This is a genomic window from Streptomyces sp. NPDC031379 (genome assembly GCF_055569615.1).
The window spans coordinates 14175-36587 of record NZ_JBVIIT010000013.1; the positions used below are offsets into that span (position 1 = coordinate 14175).

22 protein-coding genes are annotated in these 22413 nt (G+C 72.8%); 10 read left to right on the forward strand and 12 right to left on the reverse strand.

The features are described from left to right. Nucleotides 1–40: 40 nt before the first annotated feature. A complete protein-coding gene (locus tag ACZ5CW_RS19825; protein ID WP_468603009.1) occupies nt 41–673 on the reverse strand; it encodes a nucleoside/nucleotide kinase family protein in 633 nt (210 codons plus the stop codon). A gap of 268 nt (nt 674–941) precedes the next feature. Here ACZ5CW_RS19825 and ACZ5CW_RS19830 point away from each other — a divergent pair, with 268 nt between their 5' ends. The 3 genes from ACZ5CW_RS19830 to ACZ5CW_RS19840 all read left to right on the forward strand — a co-directional run bounded on the left by ACZ5CW_RS19830 (nt 942) and on the right by ACZ5CW_RS19840 (nt 4109). Beyond that, nucleotides 942–1637, forward strand: a complete 696-nt coding sequence (locus ACZ5CW_RS19830; RefSeq protein ID WP_468603011.1) for a DUF2293 domain-containing protein — start codon at nt 942–944, stop codon at nt 1635–1637. Between the two features lie 225 nt (nt 1638–1862). After that, nucleotides 1863–2342 carry an anthrone oxygenase family protein gene (locus tag ACZ5CW_RS19835; protein ID WP_468603397.1) on the forward strand — a complete coding sequence of 160 codons (480 nt, stop codon included), beginning with the start codon at nt 1863–1865 and terminating at the stop codon, nt 2340–2342. 279 nt (nt 2343–2621) lie between these two features. Continuing rightward, nucleotides 2622–4109, forward strand: a complete 1488-nt coding sequence (locus tag ACZ5CW_RS19840; RefSeq protein WP_468603013.1) for a glutamate synthase subunit beta — start codon at nt 2622–2624, stop codon at nt 4107–4109. Nucleotides 4110–4294: 185 nt separating this feature from the next. Here ACZ5CW_RS19840 and ACZ5CW_RS19845 read toward each other — a convergent pair whose 3' ends face one another. Continuing rightward, complete coding sequence (locus ACZ5CW_RS19845; RefSeq protein ID WP_468603015.1) at nt 4295–4828, reverse strand: carboxymuconolactone decarboxylase family protein; 534 nt, start codon at nt 4826–4828, stop codon at nt 4295–4297. Between the two features lie 46 nt (nt 4829–4874). Between ACZ5CW_RS19845 and pdxR the strand changes: the two genes are divergently transcribed. Next, entirely contained in the window at nt 4875–6329 is a 1455-nt protein-coding gene (gene pdxR, locus ACZ5CW_RS19850) for a MocR-like pyridoxine biosynthesis transcription factor PdxR (RefSeq protein ID WP_468603017.1), read from the forward strand. Nucleotides 6330–6550: 221 nt separating this feature from the next. Here the strand turns inward: pdxR and ACZ5CW_RS19855 are convergent, their stop codons facing one another. After that, nucleotides 6551–6805 carry a DUF397 domain-containing protein gene (locus ACZ5CW_RS19855; RefSeq protein WP_071375516.1) on the reverse strand — a complete coding sequence of 85 codons (255 nt, stop codon included), beginning with the start codon at nt 6803–6805 and terminating at the stop codon, nt 6551–6553. Then, nucleotides 6806–7666 carry a helix-turn-helix domain-containing protein gene (locus ACZ5CW_RS19860; RefSeq protein WP_468603020.1) on the reverse strand — a complete coding sequence of 287 codons (861 nt, stop codon included), beginning with the start codon at nt 7664–7666 and terminating at the stop codon, nt 6806–6808. A gap of 214 nt (nt 7667–7880) precedes the next feature. On the opposite strand from ACZ5CW_RS19860, the gene ACZ5CW_RS19865 reads away from it, so the two are divergent. The 3 genes from ACZ5CW_RS19865 (at nt 7881) to ACZ5CW_RS19875 (ending at nt 11316) form a co-directional block, all read left to right on the forward strand. Further along, on the forward strand, nt 7881–8588 hold the full coding sequence (locus tag ACZ5CW_RS19865; RefSeq protein ID WP_468603022.1) for an ATP-binding protein: 708 nt from the start codon (nt 7881–7883) through the stop codon (nt 8586–8588). 122 nt (nt 8589–8710) lie between these two features. Further along, a complete protein-coding gene (locus ACZ5CW_RS19870; protein WP_468603399.1) occupies nt 8711–9109 on the forward strand; it encodes a hypothetical protein in 399 nt (132 codons plus the stop codon). A gap of 263 nt (nt 9110–9372) precedes the next feature. Further along, nucleotides 9373–11316, forward strand: coding sequence for an ABC transporter ATP-binding protein (locus ACZ5CW_RS19875; RefSeq protein ID WP_468603024.1), 1944 nt, complete (start codon nt 9373–9375; stop codon nt 11314–11316). A gap of 48 nt (nt 11317–11364) precedes the next feature. Here the strand turns inward: ACZ5CW_RS19875 and ACZ5CW_RS19880 are convergent, their stop codons facing one another. From ACZ5CW_RS19880 to ACZ5CW_RS19905, 6 genes are all read right to left on the reverse strand, one after another. Further along, on the reverse strand, nt 11365–11541 hold the full coding sequence (locus ACZ5CW_RS19880) for a hypothetical protein (RefSeq protein ID WP_468603026.1): 177 nt from the start codon (nt 11539–11541) through the stop codon (nt 11365–11367). 152 nt (nt 11542–11693) lie between these two features. Further along, the gene (locus ACZ5CW_RS19885; RefSeq protein ID WP_468603028.1) at nt 11694–12338 is read right to left on the reverse strand and encodes a DUF899 domain-containing protein; all 645 of its coding nucleotides are present in this window, start codon (nt 12336–12338) and stop codon (nt 11694–11696) included. A gap of 230 nt (nt 12339–12568) precedes the next feature. Beyond that, entirely contained in the window at nt 12569–13735 is a 1167-nt protein-coding gene (locus ACZ5CW_RS19890; RefSeq protein ID WP_468603030.1) for a cytochrome P450 family protein, read from the reverse strand. A 20-nt stretch (nt 13736–13755) separates the two neighbouring features. Then, nucleotides 13756–15126, reverse strand: a complete 1371-nt coding sequence (locus ACZ5CW_RS19895; RefSeq protein WP_468603032.1) for an amidohydrolase — start codon at nt 15124–15126, stop codon at nt 13756–13758. Between the two features lie 197 nt (nt 15127–15323). Then, complete coding sequence (locus tag ACZ5CW_RS19900) at nt 15324–17177, reverse strand: FUSC family protein (protein WP_468603034.1); 1854 nt, start codon at nt 17175–17177, stop codon at nt 15324–15326. A 239-nt stretch (nt 17178–17416) separates the two neighbouring features. Next, a complete protein-coding gene (locus tag ACZ5CW_RS19905) occupies nt 17417–18187 on the reverse strand; it encodes a nucleotidyltransferase domain-containing protein (protein ID WP_468603036.1) in 771 nt (256 codons plus the stop codon). Nucleotides 18188–18368: 181 nt separating this feature from the next. On the opposite strand from ACZ5CW_RS19905, the gene ACZ5CW_RS19910 reads away from it, so the two are divergent. Further along, nucleotides 18369–18782: a RidA family protein gene (locus tag ACZ5CW_RS19910; protein ID WP_468603038.1), complete on the forward strand. Its 414-nt coding sequence runs from the start codon at nt 18369–18371 to the stop codon at nt 18780–18782. Further along, nucleotides 18779–19234 (forward strand): GNAT family N-acetyltransferase, encoded by a 456-nt coding sequence (locus tag ACZ5CW_RS19915; protein WP_468603040.1) that lies wholly within the window; start codon nt 18779–18781, stop codon nt 19232–19234. The genes ACZ5CW_RS19910 and ACZ5CW_RS19915 overlap by 4 nt, the downstream gene beginning before the upstream one ends. Before the next feature lie 108 nt (nt 19235–19342). Here ACZ5CW_RS19915 and ACZ5CW_RS19920 read toward each other — a convergent pair whose 3' ends face one another. Further along, nucleotides 19343–20065 carry an aspartate/glutamate racemase family protein gene (locus ACZ5CW_RS19920; RefSeq protein ID WP_468603042.1) on the reverse strand — a complete coding sequence of 241 codons (723 nt, stop codon included), beginning with the start codon at nt 20063–20065 and terminating at the stop codon, nt 19343–19345. A gap of 5 nt (nt 20066–20070) precedes the next feature. Further along, nucleotides 20071–21534 carry an NCS1 family nucleobase:cation symporter-1 gene (locus ACZ5CW_RS19925; RefSeq protein WP_468603044.1) on the reverse strand — a complete coding sequence of 488 codons (1464 nt, stop codon included), beginning with the start codon at nt 21532–21534 and terminating at the stop codon, nt 20071–20073. Nucleotides 21535–21745: 211 nt separating this feature from the next. On the opposite strand from ACZ5CW_RS19925, the gene ACZ5CW_RS19930 reads away from it, so the two are divergent. Further along, nucleotides 21746–22408 carry a GntR family transcriptional regulator gene (locus ACZ5CW_RS19930; RefSeq protein ID WP_468603046.1) on the forward strand — a complete coding sequence of 221 codons (663 nt, stop codon included), beginning with the start codon at nt 21746–21748 and terminating at the stop codon, nt 22406–22408. Nucleotides 22409–22413: the final 5 nt, after the last annotated feature.

The window sequence follows — 22413 nt, forward strand, 5'->3', positions numbered from 1 at the left end:
TGTAAAGAGGTTTGCTGGATCTCCTGACCGGCTTTCCGGGTCAGCCGCCCCAGGCGGGATGGCGTGGGTCGTCGGCACGCACCAGGACATCCGCCGTCCCGGCGGGGTCCGTCTCGGACTCGTAGCGCTCGAAGGCGGCGAGCGTCCAGTGGTCGGCCTCGGGGGTCCGGCGGCGCAGCGCACCCGGAGAGAGGAGGACGTGCACGGTCAGGTCGAACGGGAACCAGTGACGCAACAGGAGGGGGCCATGGAGCAACAGGATCCCGCCGGGCGGGAGTGGGACGTATGGGCTGCGGGTGGCCCGGTCGGTGACCGGGTCCCACAGGTCGGGCAGGACCCGCCCGCTGCCTCCGGGGTCGAGCGGGCCGAAGACCTCGCGCCACAGGGCTCCGGTGTCGAACCATCCGCTGTAGTACGACTCCGCGTCCCGCCGCCCGTGTTCCAGGCGCAGGGAGGCAGGGCGCAGAAAACCCTCGGCGCCGACCACGAGCGAAGGCCGGCCACGCACGCGCAGCGCCTCGCCGACCCGCTCGGCCAGGTCTCCGGGGCGGGCGGCCGGCGCACCGTCGAGGCCGACGCGCGGCCAGGCGCCCCCGTCGGCCGGCTCCAGGCCGGTCAGCCGGTCGGCGAGCAGTTCGGCGAGCCGGTCCCAGGTGATCGCTTCGAGTCGCACAGGGCCCATGATGCCGGGTGCGCCGAGCGACCGGTGCCGCCGGCCGCCGCGAGAGGGGGCGGCGGCCGGAGACGGCGGCGGCGCGGCGAGGCCGCCGGCTCCCGGACGTGGTTGTCGTACGCCGGCATCGCGGTGACGGTGGTGGACGAGACAGAGACACCGGTGCGACGCCGCACGCGGGGGTCGGTGCTCACCTTCCGGCCGGACGAGGCGCCCCGGCGTCGGCCGGACAGGGGAGCCACGGGCCGGGACGGGGAAAGTACCGCGTATGGCACTTCCCTCAACTCCCCACTCCCCCAGTCGGCTTGTCGCCATCCAGCCTCTGAAGCACAAGCGGTGTGCCGGTTGCCGGCGCGGTCCGCTGTCGTTGCTCGTGCTGGAGGACGGGGCGCCGCGCTGCCTGGACTGCGCCGACCTCGGACACCTGGTGTTCCTGCCGCGTGGCGACACGGCGCTGACCCGCAGGTCGCGGGAGGAGAGCACGCTGTCGGTGGTGGTCGTCCGGTTCAACCGGCGCAAGAGCCGCTACGAACGGCAGGGCGTCCTCGTGGAGGAAGCGGCGCTGGCCCGGGCCGAGGAACGCTGCCTCGCTGACGCCGAGGCCCGGCGCCGGCGGCGAGCGCGGGACGCACGGCGCCGGGCGGTGGAGGACGAGCGGTTCGCGGCCGCCTTCGCCGCGGAGATCCTCCGGCTGCTTCCCGGCTGCCCGGCCGAGCGGGCCCGGTCCATCGCCGCGCACGCGTCCGTGCGGGGCAGCGGGCGGGTCGGGCGCAGCCCGGCCGGCCGGGCGCTGTCCGAAGGTGCGGTGATCTCGGCGGTCGTGGCGGCCGTACGGCATGTGGACACGCCGTACGACCAGCTGCTGATGAGCGGGGTGTCGCGGTACGAGGCACGGCGCCGTATCGCCCCGGCCGTGGAGAGCGTGCTGCGGGCGTGGCAGGGGGCCAGGGAGGACGTGGGCTGACGGGGGGAGGCGCGGAGGGGGAGGGGAAGGGGCGGGGAGGAGGTGGGGCGGGGCGGGGGCGGGGGGAGAAGAAGGACAGGGAGGACGCCGGGGAAACGCTCCCCCTGGACGCTCGCGTATGTCGCCGCGTCCCTCGGCCATGGTCGGTCGCCCGTACCGGGCGTTGACTGGAGGCGAGGTCGAGGCCGGGCCCCGGCCCGGGAGGAACGAGAAGAGGGCGTGGAGATGATCGACGGGCCGTTCTTCGTACTGGTCGTGCTGGGAACCCTGGGGACCGGACTGGTGGCCGGGGTGTTCTGCGGGTTCTCGACCTTCGTGATGCGGGGTCTGGCCGCGTTGCCGCCCGCGCAGGGCGTCGCGGCGATGAACGCGATCAACGTGGCCGCGGTGCGGCCCGCTTTCATGGCGGTGTTCACCGGTTCGGCGGTGCTGAGCGCACTGATCGCGGTGGTGGCGTTCGTGGTGTGGCCGGCCGACGGGAAGGTGGAGCTGCTGCTGGGCAGCGCGCTGTACCTGTTCGGCTCGTTCGGGCTGACACTGGTCGCCAATGTGCCCCGCAACGACAGGCTGGCCCGGCTGACCGCGGGTGCCCCGGAGGCAGCCGTGTACTGGCCGGAGTATGTGCGCGAGTGGACGTTCTGGAACCACGTCCGCACCGTCGCCTCCGCGGCGGCCGCCCTCGTCTACGTGCTGGCGCTTACGTGATCCTCACGTCGGCGCCTACCTGATCCCTTCTCGGCCAAGGCCCTCCGGTGCCACCGGTGCCGCCGGTGCCCCCGGCGCCCGCCCCCGGTGCCCCCGGCGCCGCTGCCCCGTCCCTGCCCCGCCCCTCCCCTCCCCCGGAACCCGACCCGGCAGCAAGCGCTGTCCGCCACTCTGCGCGGCTGTCGGCGTGGACGTATCGTGGCCGAAAGAGTGCCGCCGATGACGCACGGCCCGTCGTACACCCGGTGCCTCCGGTACCCGTACGCGAGGAAGACGACCATGGCCGATCCCAAGGGGTTCATGACCACGCCGCGCCAGGAGTGGCCGCGGCGGCCCGTCGAGGAGCGGGTCCGGGACTGGGACGAGGTGTATGTCCCGGGCGCGCTGCTGCCCATCATCAGCAAGCAGGCCGACCGCTGCATGGACTGCGGCGTCCCGTTCTGCCACGACGCCTGTCCGCTGGGCAATCTCATCCCCGAATGGAACGACCTGGTCTCGCGGGAGGACTGGCGGGCCGCGAGCGACCGGCTGCACGCCACCAACAACTTCCCCGAGTTCACCGGGAGGCTGTGCCCGGCGCCGTGCGAGGCGGGGTGCGTGCTGGCGATCAACCAGCCCGCCGTCACCATCAAGAACGTCGAGTGCGCGATCGCCGACCGGGCGTGGGAGGAGGGATTCACCTCCCCGCGGCCTCCCGAACGGCTGTCGGGCAAGACGGTCGCCGTCATCGGTTCCGGGCCCACCGGGCTGGCGGCGGCACAGCAGCTGACCCGGGCCGGGCACACGGTCGCCGTGTTCGAGAAGGACGACCGGATCGGCGGGCTCATGCGGTACGGCATCCCCGAGTTCAAGATGGAGAAGCGGCATCTGGAGCGGCGGATCGCGCAGATGCGGGCGGAGGGGACGAAGTTCCGTCCGTCGACGGCGGTCGGGCGGGATCTCGCGGCGGCGGAGGTGCGGGCGCGGTACGACGCGGTGGTGATCGCCACGGGAGCGACGGCGTGGCGGGAACTTCCGGTACCGGGTAGGGAGTTGGACGGGATACACCAGGCGATGGAGTATCTGCCGCTGGCCAATCGGGTGCGTGAGGGGGACTTGGAGGTCTCGCCGCTGTCCGCGGCCGGCAAGCACGTGGTGATCGTCGGCGGCGGGGACACCGGGGCGGACTGTCTGGGGACGGCGGTGCGCGAGGAGGCCGCGTCCGTGAGCCAGCTGGACATCTACGCACAGCCGGACGCCGAGCGCGACGAGGACACCGAGCCGTGGCCGACGTACCCGAAGATCTACCGCTTGTCGGCCGCGCACGAGGAGGCGCGGGACCTGCGTACGGCGCCGGCGGCGGACGCGGACGCGCGGCTGTTCGCGGCGTCCACGCTCCACTTCACCGGGGACGACGCCGGACACGTACGGTCGCTGGGCCTCGTGGAGGTCGACGCGCGGCGGCAGCCGGTGCCGGGTACCGAGCGGATGCTTCCCGCCGACCTCGTGCTCCTCGCGCTCGGATTCTCCGGGCCCGACCCGGAGGACGGGCTGATCGAGCAGTTGGGGCTGGCGCTCCAGCCGCGCGGCACGATCGCCCGGGACGACGGCTTCGCGACCAACGTTCCCGGTGTGTTCGCCGCCGGGGACGCGGCGCGCGGGCAGTCGCTCATCGTGTGGGCGATCGCGGAGGGTCGGGCGGTGGCCGCGGCCGTCGACCGTTATCTCACGGGAGGTTCACGGCTGCCGGCGCCGGTCTCTCCGAGGGATCGGCCGATGAGGGTGTGAGAGCGGCGCCGGTGGTGGCCGCGGTTGTCATGGTCGAACGCCGTCGTGATCGATGGCGGTCGTGATCGATGGCCGCCGTGATCAATCGCCGCTGCGGCGGGGCCACCACCTCTAGAGGTCGAGGCGGCGGCGCCACCACCTCTGGAGGTCGAGGCGGCGGGGCCACCGCGTCCGGGGGCGCGAAGTCAGCCGCGCCTCTCGTCCGTCCCCGCCACCTTGGCCGTCGCCAGGGCCACCCGGTTCCAGGTGTTGATGGTGAGGATCAGAGAGAGGACGTGGGCCAGTTCCTCCTCCTCGAAGTGGGCGGCGGCCTCGGCGTAGACGGCGTCGGGGACGCCCGCGTCGGCGACCAGGGTCACCGCCTCGGTGAGTGCGAGGGCCGCCTGCTCCTTCGGTGTGAAGAAGTGGCGGGCCTCCCGCCAGACGGCGACCATGTGGAGCCGGTCCTCGCTCTCACCGGCCTTGCGGGCGTCATTGGTGTGCATGTGCAGGCAGTAGGCGCAGTGGTTGAGGTGCGAGGCTCGGATCTGGATCAGCTCGACCAGCGCGGGGTCGAGGCCCGCACGGGCGGCGGCGTCGAAGCCGACGAGGGCACGGAAGACCTTCGGAGCGGCCTTCGCGAAGTCCAGGCGGGTGCGGGCTGCCTCGGCCCCGGCGACCCCGGAGGCGGTGTCAAAGGTCGGGTGGGCCGGGCGAGTTGCGGTGGTGTTCGTCGTCATGTCTTCAATCTAGGGTGCGGAAAGACCGGCTGTAGGGTGCATTTCCATGGCGGAATCGTGGGTCAATTCGGCGGAGCGGATCGGGGCCGATCTGCACCTGGAGCTGTCGGGGCCGGGCGGACGGCGGGCGGCGCTGATCCGGGCGCTGCGGGAGGCCGTGCGCAGCGGACGCCTCGCTCCGGGCACCCGGCTGCCGCCGTACCGGTCGCTCGCGGCCGACCTGGGCCTGGCTCGCAACACGGTGGCCGACGCGTACGCGGAACTGGTGGCGGAGGGCTGGCTGGCCGCTCGGCAGGGTTCGGGGACGCGGGTCGCGGTGGGGGTGCCTCACGCACCTCTCGGGCAGCGCGGGAGGGCCGAGCCGCAGCATCACGCCGTACGGACGCCGGTGAAGGTACCTCCCCGCGCGCGTGGGCCGCGGCACGATCTGCGGCAGGGTGCGCCGGATGCGTCGGCGTTCCCGCGTGCGGCCTGGTCGGCCTCGTACCGGCGGGCGCTGCAGGCGGCGCCGAGCGAGGCGTTCGGGCCGGGGGACCCGGCCGGGCGCCGGGAGTTGCGGGAGGCGCTGACGGAATACCTGGCACGCGCGCGTGGAGTGCGTACCGAGCCGGACCGGATCGTCGTCTGCTCGGGGTTCGCGCACGCGCTGCGGCTGCTGTTCGGCGAGGGTGCGGGCGGGGTGCTGCGCGGCCCGCTGGGTGTGGAGGCGTACGGGCTGGACTTCCACCGGGGGCTGCTCGCTAGGGCCGGTGTGCGGACGGTGCCGCTGCCGCTGGACGAGCACGGCGCGCGGGTGGAGGCGCTCGGCAAGGAGCGGGCCGTGCTGCTCACACCGGCGCACCAGTTCCCGACCGGTGGCCCGCTGCACCCGGAGCGCCGCGCCGCCGTGATCGACTGGGCCCGCGCTCGGGGTGCGGTGGTGCTGGAGGACGACTACGACGGCGAGTTCCGGTACGACCGCCGGCCCGTCGGCGCGCTCCAGGGCCTCGATCCGGAGCGGGTGATCCACATCGGCTCGGTCAGCAAGAGCCTGTCACCGGCGCTGCGGCTGGGCTGGATGGTCCTGCCGCAGCGGTATGTCGGTCCCGTGCTCGCGGCGAAGGGCGAGCGGGAGGCATGGGCGAGCGTGCCGGACCAGCTCGCACTCGCGGACTTCGTGGTCTCGGGGTCGTACGACCGTCATGTGCGGCGTATGCGGCAGTGCTACCGGCGGCGCCGTGACCGGCTCGTCACCGTGCTCGCCGCGCACGCGCCGCACGTCGAGGTGACGGGGATCGCGGCCGGTCTGCACGTGGTGCTGCGGCTGCCGCCCGGCACCGAGCGGTCCACGGTGAAGGCCGCCGTGTGGCAGGGCGTCGCCCTCGACGGCCTGGCCGCGTTCCGACATCCGCAGTCGCCCACGACGGCGGGTGAGGGTCTGGTGGTGGGATACGCGGCCGCCGCCGAGCACGCCTATGAGGCGGCGCTGGAGGCGCTGTGCGGGGTGCTGCCGCCGGAGTGACGGCGATGCGCCGGACGCGCCTACCGCTTGCGTGCCGGCGCTCCGTATCAGCGGCCGCCAGGTTCCTGTCGTGTCGTGTTTCTGTCGTGTCGTGTTCCTGTCGTGTCGTGCGGGGCCTCCGTGGGTGTCGGACACATCGGATGATCAAGTCACTGTCACAATTAGGGAGTTGAGCAAGATACAAAACCGCCGGATCGGCACCGCCGCACCTTCGGCAGGGTTCAGGACAGCAGGAAGTCGGCCTCCCCCGCCTTGGCGCCTTCTATGAACGCGGTCATCTCGTCCGTGGTGTAGATCAGCGCCGGTCCGTCCGGGTCGGTCGACTGGCGTACGGCGATCCGGCCGTCGGCCAGCTTCATCGCCTCCAGGCAGTTGCCGCCGTTGCCGCCGCTCCAGGGCTTGTGCCACCCCTCGCTGCCCAACTCCCGCGCGGGCATGCCGTTGTAGACGTGTCCGCGCGGCGTGATGCGATCCATTCACAGCTCCTTGCGGAGATCCCGGAGGATCTCCTTCGTGCGTTGTGCCGTAGCGGCCTGCGCCGCCATGCGGTCCATGACCTCCAGGTGGGTCGCCACCTCGGCGCGCGCGTCCAGGTAGACGGCGCCGGTCAGGTACTCGCTGTAGACCATGTCCGGCAGTTCTGACATGGCAAATCGGAACAGCACGAAGGGCCCGTACGTCCCCGGGTGCGGCCCGTTGGCGAACGGGGCGACCTGGAGCGTCACATGGGGCAGCTTCGTGGCCTCGAGCAACTTGTCGATCTGCGCGCGCATCACCTCCGGGCCGCCGACCGGGCGGCGCAGGGCGGTCTCGTCCATCACCGTCCAGAAACGGGGGGCGTCGGGACGGGTGAGCAGTTCCTGGCGTTGCATGCGCAGCGCCACATGGCGCTCGATCTCGTCCGGGCTCGTCTGTCCGACGGCACCGGACTTGAGCACCCCGCGCGCGTAGTCCTCGGTCTGCAGCAGGCCGGGGACGAAGTGCGGCTCGTAGGAGCGGATGAGGTGGGCCGCGCCCTCCAGGCTGACGTACATCGAGAACCAGCCCGGCAGGATGTCGTGGAACCGCTGCCACCAGCCGGGCCTGTTGGCCTCCTCGGCCAGCTGGACGAAGACCTCGGCCTCCTCGTCGGGTACGCCGTAGGCCTTCAGCAACAGTTGCAGGTAGGGGATTTTGAGGGCGACCTCGGCCATCTCCATGCGGCGGACGGTGGCGGGGGCGACGCGGAGGACGCGGGCGGCCTCCTCGCGCTTGAGTCCGGCGCGTTCCCGCAGGTCCAACAGGCGTCGGCCGAGGACGACCTGGCCCACGGTCGGCGCGGACCGCGGTTCGCTCACGCTCCACCTCCACCGAAAGCTCCACCGAAAGTTCCCTGACAGCCCTGCGGCGCCATTCGAAGACTCATTCGAAGATCGGGTCGGATCTCCGATGACCCCAATTGGCGCCGCGCGACGTGCTGTTGCGAGCAGTGTGCCACGGCCTCTGACCGAGTCACACAGCACTCTGCAATTTTCAGAGTGACACTTGCCAAGTGTTCACGGCGGGGAGATAGTGGCAAGCGTGATTCCGTCCGCGCCCTTAGGAACAGACGCCGCCGCAGACCGTTCCGGTCTCGGTGCCGCCACGGGAGCAACCCCTCCGGGGGTCGCTGCCCAGCGCCGGTTCCGCTTCGAGCTGGCCGCACATCCGGGTTCCGTCGCCCAGGCGAGACGCCTGGCGCATGCCCGGCTGACCGGCTGGGCGGTGTGCGCGGACACCTGCGACAGCGCGGCCCTGGTCATATCCGAGCTGGTCACCAACGCGATCGTGCACACCGCGAGCAGTCGCGTCGTGTGCGAGCTGCACGACCACGACGACACGGTGCGCATAGCCGTACGCGACGAGGGCTGTGCCCCCGGAGAACCCCACCCGTCCCCGCAGCGGCCCGATGAGGAGCACGGGAGGGGATTGCTTCTCGTCGACGCCCTGTGCCAGGCCTGGGGTGCGCAGGAACACGGCTCCGGGCTGCTGGTCTGGGCCGAGCTGGCCCATCAGGCCGACGCGGCCCACGGCAGCGGTGAGCCGCGCAACGACCTGGGCTGGGGTGCCCGCCCCAAGCCGGGCCGCCCGGACGATTCCGGCGGCGACGACCCGGCCGAGGCCCACCGCCGCTCTCCGGAGCAGCACCGGCACCGCCCCGCGGCCCGGCCCCTGCAGCACACCCCGGCCCAGCCCCAGCACCGGGCCCCGGGGCAGCGGCGTGCCGGGGAACGGCCGTGACCGGCACCGGCGGCTTCGACCGGTACGGCCGGACCGGTTCCGACCGGCACGGCGCCACCGGCTCCTTGCGGTACGAGGCGGCCGGTTCCGCGCCGGGACGGTCCGCCCGGCCCGAGGGGCCGATCGGGCTGGACACCCTGGTGCGTCTGCAGCGTCGCCGGCCGGCTCCGGACACGGCCCGCCGGCTGCCGATGCCGGACGGGATGACGGCCCCGCTCGGCTATGACGCCGTGGCCGTGCCCGACCGCCTCGGCCCCCTCGTCGTACCGCGGCTGCCCCGGCTGGGGTGTGTGTACGCCGACGGAACCCACTGGTGGTGGATCGTTCCGGCGGACTCGGACTACGCCCTGCGCTGGCCGTCCCCCGCCCAATACGCCTCCGGCGCCCTGGTCACCGGTACCGCCCGGCTCATCCACCGCCCCGAGGGCACGGTCCCGTACACCCCGCCGATCCCGCTGTATCTGTCCCTGTGCCGGGTGACGGGGACGAGCCCGGACTGGTCGAGGGCCGTATCGGCGTAAGGGCCGGGCGCCTGCCCCAGCCGTGCAGCGTCCCCGGCACGACCGCACCGCACGCCGCACTACACGCCGCACAACCGCACCGCACGCCGCACGACCGCACGACCGCACCGCACGCTCCCCGCGTCCGGCGCACTCCACCGGCCGTCCCGACCCCCTCACGACCCGCGCCCCCTCCGCGCCCCCCATGACGTCCTCTCGCGCCCTGCCCAGACACGGGGCGTGCCCGCGATAGTGGCCGTTCCGTCGCGATCCGGGAGGTCAGGGTGAGCAAGAGGCGGGCGGCGGCCGAGCCCACGGTGTCGGAGTCGGAGCGGCTGCTGTTCGGGGGGCCACTGCGGTACGACATGGGCTGGAACAAGCATGCGGACGCCTTTCTGCAGCTGAACTTCCGCGCGATGGTGGTCCGGCTGCCCGGCATGCTGGTGTCCAGCCTCCGGCTGGCCCGGCAGGCCGACCCGCGGGCCGCATGGATCGTGCTGGCCGCCGAAATGGGCCGGGGCGCCGCCCAGGCGGTGAGCCTGCTGGCCGTGAACAGCGCGCTCGGCAAGCTGCTCACCGGCCCGGACATCGCCCACCGGCTGCGCGCGGCCGCGCCCGCCCTGGTCGTCGTGGCCGCCGTGATGCTGGTGGGCGCCCTGCTGCGGGCCGCCTCCGTCTACGCCACCGGGCGGCTGGAGCCCAAGGTGGAACGGGTGGCGACCGAGCTGTATCTGGAGCGCGCGGCGAACGTGGAACTGGCCGCGATCGAGGACCATGCCTTCCACAAGCTGCTCGACACGGCGCAGTACGGCGCCCGGTCCGCCCGGCGCATGATCGGGTACGGCACCCAGGTGATCAGCGCCATGATCTCGCTGGTCGCGGCGGCGGGTGTGCTGACCGTGCTGCACCCGGCGCTGCTCCCACTGCTGGTCACCATGACCCTGCCCAGCGCCTGGAGCGCCCTGACCAACGCCCGGCGCCACTACGAGTCGTTCCACACCTGGGTGCAGCACGCCCGTGCCGGTCAGCTGCTCAGCAGTCTGCTCACCGAGCCGGGCGCCGCGCCGGAGATCCGGGTGCACGGGATGGGCCCGTTCCTGCTGCGGCACTTCCGGGCCATGTCGGAGACGGCGGAGGCGGAACAGGCCCGGCTGTCCCGGCTGGCCGCCCGGACCGGCCTGATCGCGGCGGCCTGGACGGGCCTCGCCACGCTCGCGACGTACGCCACGCTGGGCGCGCTGCTGCTGGCCGGCGCGATGGCCCTGTCCGTCGCCGGTACGGCGGTCCTCGCGATCCGTACGGGCGCGGCGAGCCTGGACACGCTGGTGCTGCAGATCAACCAGTTGCACGAGGAGGCCCTGTTCGTGGGCGATCTGGAACGGCTGTACGTCGAGGCGGCCGCCCGGGCCATCCCGGCGGGCGGGGAGGCCCTTCCGGAGAACCCGAAGGAGATCCGGTTCGAGAACGTCACGTTCAGCTATCCGGGTGACGCGCCCCGGCCCGCCCTGGACGACGTCACCCTCACGATTCCCCTGGGCCGGATCATCGCGCTCGTCGGCGAGAACGGCTCGGGCAAGACGACGCTGGTCAAGCTGCTCGCGGGCCTGTACACGCCGGACCAGGGCCGGATCCTGTGGGACGGGGTCGACGCCGGGCGGGCCGACCGTCGGCGGCTCGCCGAGCGCATCGCGATGGTGGCGCAGGACTTCAAGAGATGGCCGTTCACCGCCCGGGTGAACGTGGCGGTCGGCCGCTCCGCCGCGCCGATGACCGAGGAGCGGCTGGCGTCGTCGATCGCCGACGCGGGGGCCGAGGAGGTGGTCGCGGACCTGCCGCGCGGCCTGGACACACTGCTGGCCCGCAACTTCAGCGGTGGGCACGAGTTGTCCGGCGGCCAGTGGCAGCGGCTCGGCATCGCCCGGGCCGCGTACCGGCGCGGGCACATCCTGATCGTGGACGAGCCGACCGCTGCGCTGGACGCGCGGGCCGAGCTGGAGGTGTTCGAGAAGATCCGGGCGCTGGCCGGCAGCGGGCAGACGGTCGTCCTGATCACCCACCGGCTGGCCTCGGTCCGGCACGCCGACCTGGTGCATGTGCTGGAGCACGGGCGGCTGGTGGAGTCCGGCACCCCGGATGAGCTGCTGGCGAGGGGCGGTGTCTACGCCGAGCTGTACGCGCTCCAGGCGCGGCAGTTCACGGCGAAGATCCCGGCACCGAAACCGGCCTGAACGAGCCCGGCGGCACGGTCCTGCCGCGGCTCGTCGGCGTCGGCCGCCTCATTCGACGGCGTCGCCCCCGCGCACGATCACGAGGAACGTGTCCGTCGCGAGGTCCATGACGACCTCCGCGGGCAGGCCCTCCTGACGCCGCGCGTGCGCGAATTCCTCCGCGGGCCAGGATCCGCGTGGACCACCGGCGGGAAAGCGTTCGAGCACCGTTCGCCCGTTCACCATCTCGCACCTCCAGAAGCGTCGTACTTGTAGGAGTTAACGCTTCGGAGAAGGGAAAAGCCTCGCTCGGTGACGGTACTGAGACATTCTCGACACCCGTTCGGCGCGGACGGTGAGGATCCGTTCACGTCGTGACACGAACCGCACCCTCCGTGTCAGTATTCGTACTCGTCGTGAAGGCGGAGGTGGTCGCTGCCCGCGGGGGTGCGGCCGAGCGCGGTCAGGTCGAGGAGGCCGGCGACGGTGCCGAGTCCGTCCAGCCCGTCGTCGTACACCGAGTAGGTGTGGAAGATCCGGTCGCGGTCGCGCAGGAAGCAGCTCAGGCCCGGCCGTTCGACCAGTGCCCCGTCGGCCGCGACGGTGGCCTCGAAGTCGGGGTTGAAGTCGCCGTGCCCCGAGGAGTACCAGGGCACCGCCCAGCCCATCCGCGCCTTGAACGGCAGGATGCGGGTGAACGGCGCCCGGGACACGGCCGCGAACGAGGTGTTCCGGGCGCGCAGGTGGGAGAGATGGCCGACCTGGTCCAGGAAGGCCGCGCAGCAGGGGCAGCCGGCCTCCCACTCCGGCGCGAACATGAAGTGGTGGACGACGAGCTGGGCCCGCCCCTCGAAGAGGTCGAGGAGGGTGACCTTGCCGTCGCCGCCCTCGAAGACGTACTCCGGGTCGACCTCGACCATGGGCAGCCTGCGCCGCTCGGCGCCCAGCACCTCGCGCGCCCGTCTGACCGCCTCCTCCTTGCGCAGCAACTCCTCGCGAGCCGCGCGCCACTGCTCGCGCGAGACGATCTCCGGAAGCGACATGAGACCTCCTGTCCGACGGTCGGTCAGAGGTGGTGACCGTCCTCGGATACGGAACTCATCGCTGCGCACGGGAATTTTTTTCCGCCACTTTCCCGCGGAGTCTCCCGCCACTGTCCGGCTGCGCCTTTCCGGCACTCCCCGGCTGCGCCTCCCTGCACTTCCCGACTGCGCCTTTTCCGGTGCTTCCCGGCTGCGCCTCCCTACACTTCCCGGTCCTCTCGAGCGGACCGTCAGTACGTCACCGGCAGTGCCACCAGTCCCCGGGCGCGCAGCGACGTCCGCCACCGCAACTCGCCCGTTCCCAAGGCGATGTTCGGGAACCTCTCGAGCAGGGCCGCCAGGGCGATCTCCGTCTCGGCGCGAGCCAGTGGGGCGCCCAGGCAGTAATGGATGCCGTGGCCGAGCGCGAGTTGGCCGACGGCGTCCCGGGAGAGGTCGAGCCGGTCGGGGGCGGGGAAGCGGGCAGGGTCGCGGTTGGCGGCGGAGAGCGACACCCAGACCGTCTCGCCGGCCGGGATGGTCACCCCGGCGATCGTCACGTCCTCGACCGGGAACCGGCGCATGGCCAGCAGCATGGGCCCTTCGTAGCGGGCGAACTCCTCGACGGCGGCGGGGAGCCGTTCCGGGTCCTGGCGCAGGGCGGCGAGCTGGTCCGGGTGCCGGAGGAGGGCGAGCACGGCGTTGCCGATGAGCTGGACCGTGTTCTCGTACCCGGCGAAGAGGATGAGGAAGGACAGGGACATCAGCTCGTCCTCGCCGAGCCGGTCGCCCTCGTCGCGTACGGCGATGAGGGCGGAGAGCAGGTCGTCGGCGGGCGCCCGGCGCTTGGTCGCGAGCAGTCGGGCGAGGAAGTCCTGCATGGCGGCCATCGCCTCCTTGGTGGCATGGGGGCGGGCCGGGTCGGGGGCCGTGAGGCTGTCGGTCCACTCCCGGAAGTCCAGCCGGTCCCCCTGCGGGATGCCGAGCAGGTCGCAGATGACGGTGATCGGCAGCGGGGCCGCGTAGGAGGCGACGAGATCGGTGCTGCCGTGCGGGCCGAGGGCGTCGAGGAGCCGGTCGGCGGTACGCCGGATCGGCTCGCGGAGTTGCTCGACGCGGCGCGGGGTGAAGGCGCGGCCGACCAGGCGCCGGATGCGGGTGTGGTCGGGCGGGTCCATGTTGAGGAGGTTGGCGTCGAGCGCGGTCGGCAGGGAGAGACCCTTGTACGTGCCGGCCGTGCCGCGCCGTTTGTCCAGGGAGAGCCGTGGGTCGGCGAGGGCGGCCCGGACGTCGTCGTACCGCGTCACCAGCCAGGCCGGGGTGCCGTCGGGTCCGGTGACGCGGTGCACGGGTGCGGTGTCGCGCAGGCGCCGGTAGACGTCGTAGGGGTGGTCGAGAAGGCCGTCCGCGGGATCCATGGCAGGCAGCCTAGTCCGGCTCAGGTGTCGTACTCCTGGATGCGCCGCCCATGGCCCCGGTCGGTCAGCGCGGGCATCCGCCGCTCCAACTCCTGTACGACGGAGGGTACGTCGACGGTGAGGAGTTCCCGTTCCCGCATCAGTACGCGGCCGTCCACGATGGTGGTGCGGACGTCGGCGGACCGGGCGCTGTGCACGAGGGTGGCGGCGAGGTCGTGGACGGGCTGGGTGTGCGGGCCGCTGAGGTCGACCAGGATGATGTCGGCGCGGCGGCCGGGGGCGAGGCTGCCGACGCTCTCGCCGAGGCCGACGGCGCGGGCGCTCTGCAGCGTGGCGTGGTGCAGGGCCTGACGGGAGGTCAGCCAGCGTGGGTCGCGCTGCGTGGACTTCTGGATCAGGGAGGTCAGTGCCATCGACTCCCATACGTCGAGGGAGTTGTTGGATGCCGCGCCGTCCGTGGCGAGGCCGACGGGGACGCCGGCCTCGCGCAGGGACCGGATCGGAGTGGTGTCGGGCCAGGCGAACTTGAGGTAACCGCGCGGTGCGGTGGCCACGGCCGTGCGGCCGCCGGTGCGGGCCAGCAGCGGCAGGTCCCGTTCGGTGATGCCGGTGCCGTGGGCGATGAGCAGGTCGGTGTCGAGGAGCCCGGCGCGGTCCAGGACCTCGATGGGGGTGAGGCCGTGCCGGGCGAGGCTGGTGTCGGTCTGGTCGCGGTTCTCGGCGGCGTGGATGTGGACGGGCAGGCCGTGGTCGCGGGCGACTGCGGCGGTGGCGGCGAGGTCGGCGTCGGTGACGGTGTAGGGGGCGTGCGGGGCGAGCGCGGTGGTGATGCGGCCGTCGGCGGAGCCGCGGTGCCGGAGCGCGAACTCCAGCGACGTCTCCCGCCCTCGCGGGCCCTGCGAGGAGAAGTAGGCCTCGCCGAGGTGGGCGCGCAGCCCGCACTCGGCGACGACGGCGGCGACCGTGTCCATGTGGAAGTAGTGGTCGGCGAAGCAGGTCACTCCGCCCCTGATCATCTCGGCGCAGGCGAGCCGCGCCCCCGACTCCACGTCCTTCCCGCCGAGGTTGGACTCCACGGGCCAGACGACGTCGTTGAACCACTCCTCGGTCGGCAGGTCCTCGGCCAGGCCCCGCAGTGCCACCATCGGCGCGTGGGTGTGGCAGTTGATCAGCCCCGGCATCGCGACCTGCCCGCGTGCCTCGATCCGCTCCACGGCGGCCAGGCCCGCGACGGCGGCCGACGTGGTCACCGCCTCGATCACGCGGTCACGCACGACGATCGCCGCGTCCGCGCGGAATCCGATCCGCTCCTGCGCGTCGTGGACGAGGACCGTGCAGCCGGTGACGACGAGGTCGGCGGGAGAGGTGCTCAGGGTCCCAGCGGCAGTCATGCGCCCAACGTACGGTCCGGTCGTACCGCGGGGGAGCCGAATCGCGCGGGAGGCCTGCGGCCTGGAGGCGCCCGCGGACCCGACCGGGACGGCGGGCGCCCGACCCGCACGGGAACTCCGGATTCCTTGCTCCTGGCTCCTTCCCCTTGCTCCTTGCTCCGGGCTCCGGCCCCTTGCCCCGGGCTCCGGGCGTGTGGTCATGCCGCCGCGGGAAGCGGCACCCGCTCTCCTTGCAGCTCCAGCTTCCCCAGTGCCTCCTCCAGTCGTCGGACGTGCCGGGCGGTGAGCCGTCCGGTGTCGTCGAGGTGGACGGCGCAGGCCGTGGTCGTGTCCACCAGCCGTTCCAGGGCGTCCGCGACGGTGTCCGTGCCCTCGCTGTGCCGGGCGAGCGGGGGCAACTCGGCGGCGGCGAGCGCGATGGCGGTACGGGCCTCGGAGAGGGTGCGGTAGGCCTCCCGGCGCAGCGCCCACCGCTCGGCACGGTCACCGGACTCGCCGAGGACGTGCAGCAGATAGGCGTGCGCGGCGTCCCCGGCCGCGGCGAGCCGGGCCCGTACCCCGCCGCCGCGCTGCCCCGGCATCGGCAGATGCCCGACGACCAGCACGAGTGCGCAGGCCAGCAGCGTCTCGCCGATCCGGCTGACGGAGGCCTGCGGCTCCCCGCCGACCATGACCAGCGCGAGCACGAGGACCGTGACGGCGGCGGTCAGGGCGGCGAAGTGCCGGGTGGCGACGGGGACGAGCGCCCCGCACACCGCGACCAGTGCGATCAGCCCGGCCGGCCGGGGCAGCAGCGCGGCGAGGCCGGCGAAGACCAGGGCGCCCAGCACGGTTCCGGCCGCCCGGCACAGCACACGGGAGGCGAGCGGCCCGAGGTCGGGTTTGACCAGGAAGACGGCGGTGGCGGGCAGCCAGTACCAGTGCTGGTGCTGGCCGTACCAGCGGGTGTGGTGCAGGGCCTGGGCGATGGCCGCGCTGCCACCGAAGCAGAGGGCGACCCGCAGCCCGTACTCGCGTCCGCCGGTCCCGAACGCGGCCCGAACCACGTCCTGGACGCTGCGGCGCCGGGCGACCAGCCGCCGCTGGGTGCCCTCGGCCCGGTCGAAGGCCTCTGCGGCGCGCAGCAGGGCGTCGTCGAGGGCGCGGAGCGCGGGCGCGGAGCGGTGTGGGGCGGGCAGCGGGCCGGTGCCGGTGTTGCCGCGGACGGCGGCGGCGAGCCGCCGTGGCCCTTCCGCCGCCCGCGCCGCGACGGGCTTCCCCGTCCAGTACAGGGCGGTGGCGGCCTCGGCGAGGGGCAGCGCGGCCGCGTACTGGGCGTGCAGCCGGCGCTCGGCGGCGGAACTGGCGTACCGGCGCAGCCGGGGCCCGGCCAGCGCGTCCTGGGCATGGTCGAGGGCGGCGGTGAGCGCGGCCCGCCGGGCGGTGGCGTGCTCACCGCCCACGGCGTCGAGGAGCGTGGCGATCGCGTCGTACACATCGGCGACCGCCTCCCGCTCCCCGTCGAACCGGAAGTCCCCGGGGAGCGAACCGGGCGTGGGCAGGGCGAGCCGCAGCAGGATCAGCCAGCCGGCGCCGGCGAGGAAGGCGAGGGCGCGCTGCCAGCCGCTCTCGGCCGCCGGCATCCCGGCGCCGACGGCGGCGGCGACGAGCAGTTGCGTCCCGGCGGCGGAGGCGACCGGTCCGACGGCACTGAGGCCTCCGGCGACCAGCCCCAGCGCGGTGAGCACCAGGGTCAGCGGTACGGCGGTCATCCCCTGTCCGGCGCAGGTGCCCACGAGCAGCCCGAGGGCGCCGGCCAGCGCGGGCAGCCCGAGCCGTTTGACGCAGGCGCGCCGGCTGCCGGGCCGGTCGTTGATCCCGGCGAGCATCGCGGCGATGGCGGCGATCACCCCGGCGGGCGTCAGTCCGCCGAGCACACCGGCGAGCAGCAGGGGCCCTGCGGCGAGCGCACCCCGGGTCATCGCGCTCCAGGGAACGGGACCGCGCTGGGCACGGAGGGCGTGGGCGAGCCAGGGAGGTGCGGCGGGCCGGGACACGGGGCTCCTGTTCATTCGAGGGCGGGGTGGGCCTTCGGACGACGGTGGCCGGGCGGTGTTCCCACGGGGTGCCATGGGATCTCTTTCCACGGTAAGCCGCGTTCCCCGAGCAAACGGGACGATCACGTTTCGGGGAGGTGAAAGGTGCCGGGGAGGGGGGTTTCTTTATGAACGCAATGCCCGGACCTCGCGGGCTGCCCGCCGCGCGCACCGGTCGCACCCCGGAGTCCGGCGAGCGTCCGAACCCCGTTCCCTCAGGGGCCGGCGCTGTCGCAGATCGCCCGGGTCCGGGTGATCGCCTGTGTCAGGTCAGCGGCTGTCGCCCCGGCGGGCAATGCTGCGAGGACTGCGTCGACTGCCCGCAGCCCGGCCCGCTCCAGCAGTCGTTTCTCGTTCGTCACCCATTCTCCGCGCGCCGCGAGTACGGCGTGCGCGGTCTGGGCGGTGGCGGTGGCGATGGCGCCTACGGTCTCCGTGAGGCGACCGTGGGGAGCGTGGGCGGACTCGGCGTAGGCCAGGGTGGCGCGGGCGGTGTCGTGCCAGCGTTCGGCGGCGGTGACCCGCAGCGCGGCCGGGTAGCCCGCCGGTCGGGGCAGGGTGCCTGTGAGGACCTGGTTGAGGGCCAGCTCGGCGACGATCAGGTAGGTGGGGATGCCGGCCAGGTGGAACAGCAGCGGCTCCACCCGGAACCGTCCCTCCTCCGCCTCCGCCAGCTCGTGCTCCACGACGTCCAGGTCCCGGTAGTGCACGTCGACCCGGCGTCCGTCGATGGTCAGCCAGGCCCCGCCGTTGAAGACGCCGCCGCCCCAGCCGCCGACCTCGGACACCTCGCCCTGCCAGCCGAGGGCGCGCAGATCGCCGGGGTCGAAGGGGCCCCGGTAGTAGACGGCCAGGTCCCAGTCGCTGTCCGGGCGGTGGGTGCCCTGGGCCCGGGAACCGCCCAGGGCCACCGCCCGGACGGTCGGGAGGGCGGCCAGGCGGTCGGCGGTGGCGGAGAGGAAGACCGGGTCGGACGACTGGTGCATGCGCCCAGCCTGCCGCAGCCACACCCCGGTCCGCTCCTGAAATTCAGTCACGGCGGCAGCGCTCCGGCGCGGTCCGCTTCGTCCCGGCTGCCTGGGGGCGGCCCCGAAATTCGGATGCGTTCGCGGCCGAAGAGACAGATCATCGGGAGATCGTCCGCTGACCGTCGTAGGAGCAGCTCCCATGATCCGGCGAGTGACCGCGCCCGGGCTCTTCCCGCCCCCCACGTACTCCCACGCCTCCGTCGTCGAGGCGGGCACGAAGCTCGCGTTCCTCGCCGGGGCCGTGCCGCTCGACGAGAAGGGGGACATCGTCGGTCCCGGGGATCCGGTGCGGCAGGCCGAGCGGGTGATCGCCAATCTGCGGGAACAACTGCGGGCCGTCGGCAGCGACCTGGAGCACGTGCTGGTGACGGAGGTGTACGTCGTCAGCGCCGAGCCCTCGGTGCTGTCCGCGGTGTGGGAGGTCGTGGAGGCCTCGGGGCTGAGCAAGGGGCCCCACTCCTCCACGCTGCTCGGCGTCGCCTGCCTCGGGTACACCGGGCAGTTGGTGGAGATCACGGCGACGGCCGTGGTACCGGACCAGGGAGCACGGTGACGACGGAGGTCGTCCTCAGGCGCGCCCTGGCGGCCGACGCCCGTGCCGCCGCCGACGTCTGGCTGCGGTCGTTCGCCGCCGCGCTGCCCACCGTCGTCCGGCCGCGCACCGACGACGACGTACGGGACTACATCCGGGACGTCGTCGTACCGCTGCGGGAGACCTGGGTGGCGGAGGCGGCCGGGACCGGCGTCGTCGGCCTGATGGTCCTCGACGGGCAGTTGCTGTCCCAGTTGTATCTGGACCCCGAGTGGCGGGGGCGGGGCCTCGGGGACCGGTTCGTCGCGCTGGCCAAGGAGCGCAGCCCGGGCGGGCTGGCCCTGTGGACCTTCCAGGTCAACGCGCCCGCCCACCGCTTCTACGAGCGGCACGGCTTCACCGCCGTCGAGTTCACCGACGGCAGCGGCAACGAGGAGCGGGAGCCGGACGTGCGCTACGTCTGGCAGCCCTGAGGCATCGGCGACGCCGACCGTGGCGGGAGCCGGAGGTGCGCCGCGGTGGCCCCGGAGTCTGTCGTCAGGGGTGTCGACCGGCCCGGCTCGCGGCCCGCTCCGCGCTGCTCACGCCTCGCCGCGCCCCCACCTCCTCTCCTTGGGCAGCGGCTTGTCGTAGCCGCCCGCCCGGCTCGTCGTCAGGCCCATCGCCACGAGCGACTCCGCGAGTCTCACCGCCGCCGCCACGCCGTCGACCACCGGAAGGCCGAGCTTCTCCCCCACCACCCGCTGCAGGCCCGTCATCCCGGCGCAGCCCAGGACCAGGACCTCGGCGCCGGCGTCCCTGGCCCGCTCGGCCGCGGCCAGGAACGCCGCCTCCGTACGGGCGGGATCGTCGGCGAGGTCGAGGACACCGAGGCCGGTACCGGTGACGACGGCGCAGTTGCGGGCGACGCCGGCGGTCTCCAGGCTGTCCTCGATCTGGCTGCGGGAGCGGTCGAGGGTGGTGACGACGCCGTAGCGGCGGCCGAGGAGACAGGCGAGGTGGGCGGCCGCCTCGGTGATGTCCACGACCGGGACGTCGACCAGCTCGCGTACGCCTTCCCGGCCGTGCTCGCCGAAGCCGGCGAGCACGACGGCGTCGTACGCGGGGCCGTCGTACGTCCGCAGCGTGTCGAGGACGGCCGCCGCCGAGAGGTAGCTGTCGAGCCAGCCCTCGGCGGACGCGGGGCCCCAGGCGGGGGTCAGCCCGGCCACGGTGGTGCCCGGGCCCGCGGCGGCCCGGGCCCCTCGGACGATCTCCTCGGTCATCTCCTGCGTGGTGTTGCAGTTGGTGACGACGATCCGCACGTCCCTCAGACCTCCGCCACCGTCGGCTCCACCGTGCGCTCCCGCCGGCACAGCATCGCGTACACGGCGGCGGCGAGTGCCGTGCCGATGAACCAGGAGTACGGCGCCACGTCGCTGAAGCTCTTCACGAGCGCCAGCACGGCGGCGACCGCGGCGGAGGGCAGGAACGCCCACAGGGCACGGGGGTTGACGCCCTTGCGGTAGTGGTAGCGGGAGCCGGGCGTGGCGTCGAACAGCGCCTGCACGTCGACCCTGCCGCGCTTGACCCAGTAGTAGTCGACCATGATCACGCCGAACAAGGGGCCCAGGAAGGCGCCGAGGCCGCCGAGGAAGTAGTTGACGACGGTCGGGTTGGAGAAGAGGTTCCACGGGGTCACGACCAGCGCGGCGACCGTGCTGATCATGCCGCCGACCTTGAAGGTGATCTTCTGCGGCCAGACGTTGGCGAGGTCGTACGCCGGTGAGACGAAGTTGGCGACGATGTTGACGCCCATGGTGGCGACCGCGAAGGTGAACGCGGCCACGACGAGCACCCAGGTGTTGCCGACCTTGGCGACCAGCTCCGCCGGGTCGGTGATGGCCTGTCCGAACGCCTCGAGCGACCCGGCCGTGACGATCACCGAGACGACGACGAAAGCGGTCGAGTTGATGGGCAGGCCCCAGAAGTTGCCGCGCCGGACCGTCCTGTAGTCGGGGGCGAAGCGGGAGAAGTCGCAGAAGTTGAGCATGAGCGTGCCGTAGGTGGCGAGGATGAGGCCGATCGCGCCGAACCACTGGCGCCACTGCTCACCCACGGAGACGGGGTGCGGGGTGGAGGTGAGCGAGATGCTCCAGTGGGCCTTGGCCAGGACCCAGAGCGCCAGCGCGATCATCACCAGCCAGATCGCGGGACCGCAGAAGTCCTGGAACTTGCGTACCGATTCCATGCCCTGGCTGATGATCAGTGCCTGGATCAGCCAGAGGGAGACGAAGGAGATCCAGCCGAGCGCGTCCAGGCCGAGGAAGGAGTGCCTGGTCAGTGACTCGAGGTCCGGCCAGGCCGCGAGCAGCATGACGTTGACGGCTACGGAGGCCAGATAGGTCTGGATGCCGTACCACATGATGGCGATCACGGCCCGGATCAGCGCCGGGATGTTGGCGCCCCAGACACCGAAGCTGATGCGGCTGACAACGGGGAAGGGCACTCCGTGGCGCTGGCCGATCCGGCCCATCCGGTTCATGCCGACGAAGATCAGCACGAAGCCGACGAGCAGTGAGGTGAACACCTGCCAGACGTTCATGCCGAGAACCAGCAGGCCGGCGGCGAAGGTGTAGTTGCCGAGGTTGTGGACGTCGGACATCCACAGGGCGAACAGGTCGAAGACCTTCCAGTTCCGCTGCTCGGCGGGGGCGAGGTCTTCGTTGGTGAGGCGGGGGTCGGGGACGAACGCGGGAGCGCCGGTGGCTTCGGCACGGTCGGCGAGGGACACGGGGCCTCCTGAACAAGGGGACGAAGGGGCCATACCGCAGGAACTCGGACGGACTACGAGACGGTGGACCGACACCTAGGTGCACCGCGCCCGCAGTGAGCCGCGTTTGGTATACCAAACTGCGGTCATGGTCTCGCCGTCAAGCGTTCGGACCGATGTCGTTGCCATTACGGCCCCGTAAAAGACCCCTCGCTTCGGCGAAGATGGGCCCATGACGAAGATCGAACCCCTGGGCGCGGTGCGCGAACGGGTCCTGGCGAGTCTGCGGGAGGACATCATCGCCGGGCGCCTCGGGCCCGGCGACCGGCTGGTCGAGCGGGAGCTGGCCGAGCGGTTCGGCGTCTCGCGGGTGCCGGTACGGGAAGCGATCCGTGCGCTGGTCGCCGAGGGTTTCGTCCTGTTCGAGTCGGCCCGCCGCGCGGTCGTACGCCGGCTGACCCCGACCGACGTCAAAGAACTCTTCGAGCTGCGCGAGGCGTTGGAGGTGTACGCGGCGGGGCTGGCGGCCTCACGGGTGACGCCCGAGGCGCTCGCGGAGCTGCGCGACCTGCTCGACCAGGCGGCCCGGGCGACGCGGGAGGGCGACGCCGAGACGATCACGGACATCAACACACGCTTCCACGACCGCATCCTCGCCCTGGCCGGCAACAGCCTGCTGATCTCGGTCATGGAGCCGGTCGACGGCCGACTGCGCTGGCTCACCCGGCGGAACGAGGAGTGGCCCCAACTCCTCGCCGAACACCGCGAGTTCTACGAGGCGATCGCCTCCGGCGACCCGGACCGAGCCCGCGCCCACGCACTCGACCACGTCCGCGCCAACTACCGCTCGACGGTACGACACCTCTTCGGAACGGACCCGGCGGACACGGACTGAGGGGC

Excerpts from the sequence above, each read along its gene's own strand:
- ACZ5CW_RS19830 (WP_468603011.1), top strand. The coding sequence starts at position 942 with ATGGCACTTCCCTCAACTCCCCACTCCCCCAGTCGGCTTGTCGCCATC.
- ACZ5CW_RS19845 (WP_468603015.1), bottom strand. The coding sequence starts at position 4,828 with ATGACGACGAACACCACCGCAACTCGCCCGGCCCACCCGACCTTTGAC.
- ACZ5CW_RS19930 (WP_468603046.1), top strand. The coding sequence starts at position 21,746 with ATGACGAAGATCGAACCCCTGGGCGCGGTGCGCGAACGGGTCCTGGCG.
- ACZ5CW_RS19900 (WP_468603034.1), bottom strand. The coding sequence starts at position 17,177 with ATGAACAGGAGCCCCGTGTCCCGGCCCGCCGCACCTCCCTGGCTCGCC.
- ACZ5CW_RS19890 (WP_468603030.1), bottom strand. The coding sequence starts at position 13,735 with ATGGATCCCGCGGACGGCCTTCTCGACCACCCCTACGACGTCTACCGG.
- ACZ5CW_RS19895 (WP_468603032.1), bottom strand. The coding sequence starts at position 15,126 with ATGACTGCCGCTGGGACCCTGAGCACCTCTCCCGCCGACCTCGTCGTC.
- ACZ5CW_RS19885 (WP_468603028.1), bottom strand. The coding sequence starts at position 12,338 with ATGTCGCTTCCGGAGATCGTCTCGCGCGAGCAGTGGCGCGCGGCTCGC.
- ACZ5CW_RS19840 (WP_468603013.1), top strand. The coding sequence starts at position 2,622 with ATGGCCGATCCCAAGGGGTTCATGACCACGCCGCGCCAGGAGTGGCCG.
- pdxR (WP_468603017.1), top strand. The coding sequence starts at position 4,875 with ATGGCGGAATCGTGGGTCAATTCGGCGGAGCGGATCGGGGCCGATCTG.
- ACZ5CW_RS19905 (WP_468603036.1), bottom strand. The coding sequence starts at position 18,187 with ATGCACCAGTCGTCCGACCCGGTCTTCCTCTCCGCCACCGCCGACCGC.
- ACZ5CW_RS19835 (WP_468603397.1), top strand. The coding sequence starts at position 1,863 with ATGATCGACGGGCCGTTCTTCGTACTGGTCGTGCTGGGAACCCTGGGG.
- ACZ5CW_RS19910 (WP_468603038.1), top strand. The coding sequence starts at position 18,369 with ATGATCCGGCGAGTGACCGCGCCCGGGCTCTTCCCGCCCCCCACGTAC.
- ACZ5CW_RS19880 (WP_468603026.1), bottom strand. The coding sequence starts at position 11,541 with ATGGTGAACGGGCGAACGGTGCTCGAACGCTTTCCCGCCGGTGGTCCA.
- ACZ5CW_RS19855 (WP_071375516.1), bottom strand. The coding sequence starts at position 6,805 with ATGGATCGCATCACGCCGCGCGGACACGTCTACAACGGCATGCCCGCG.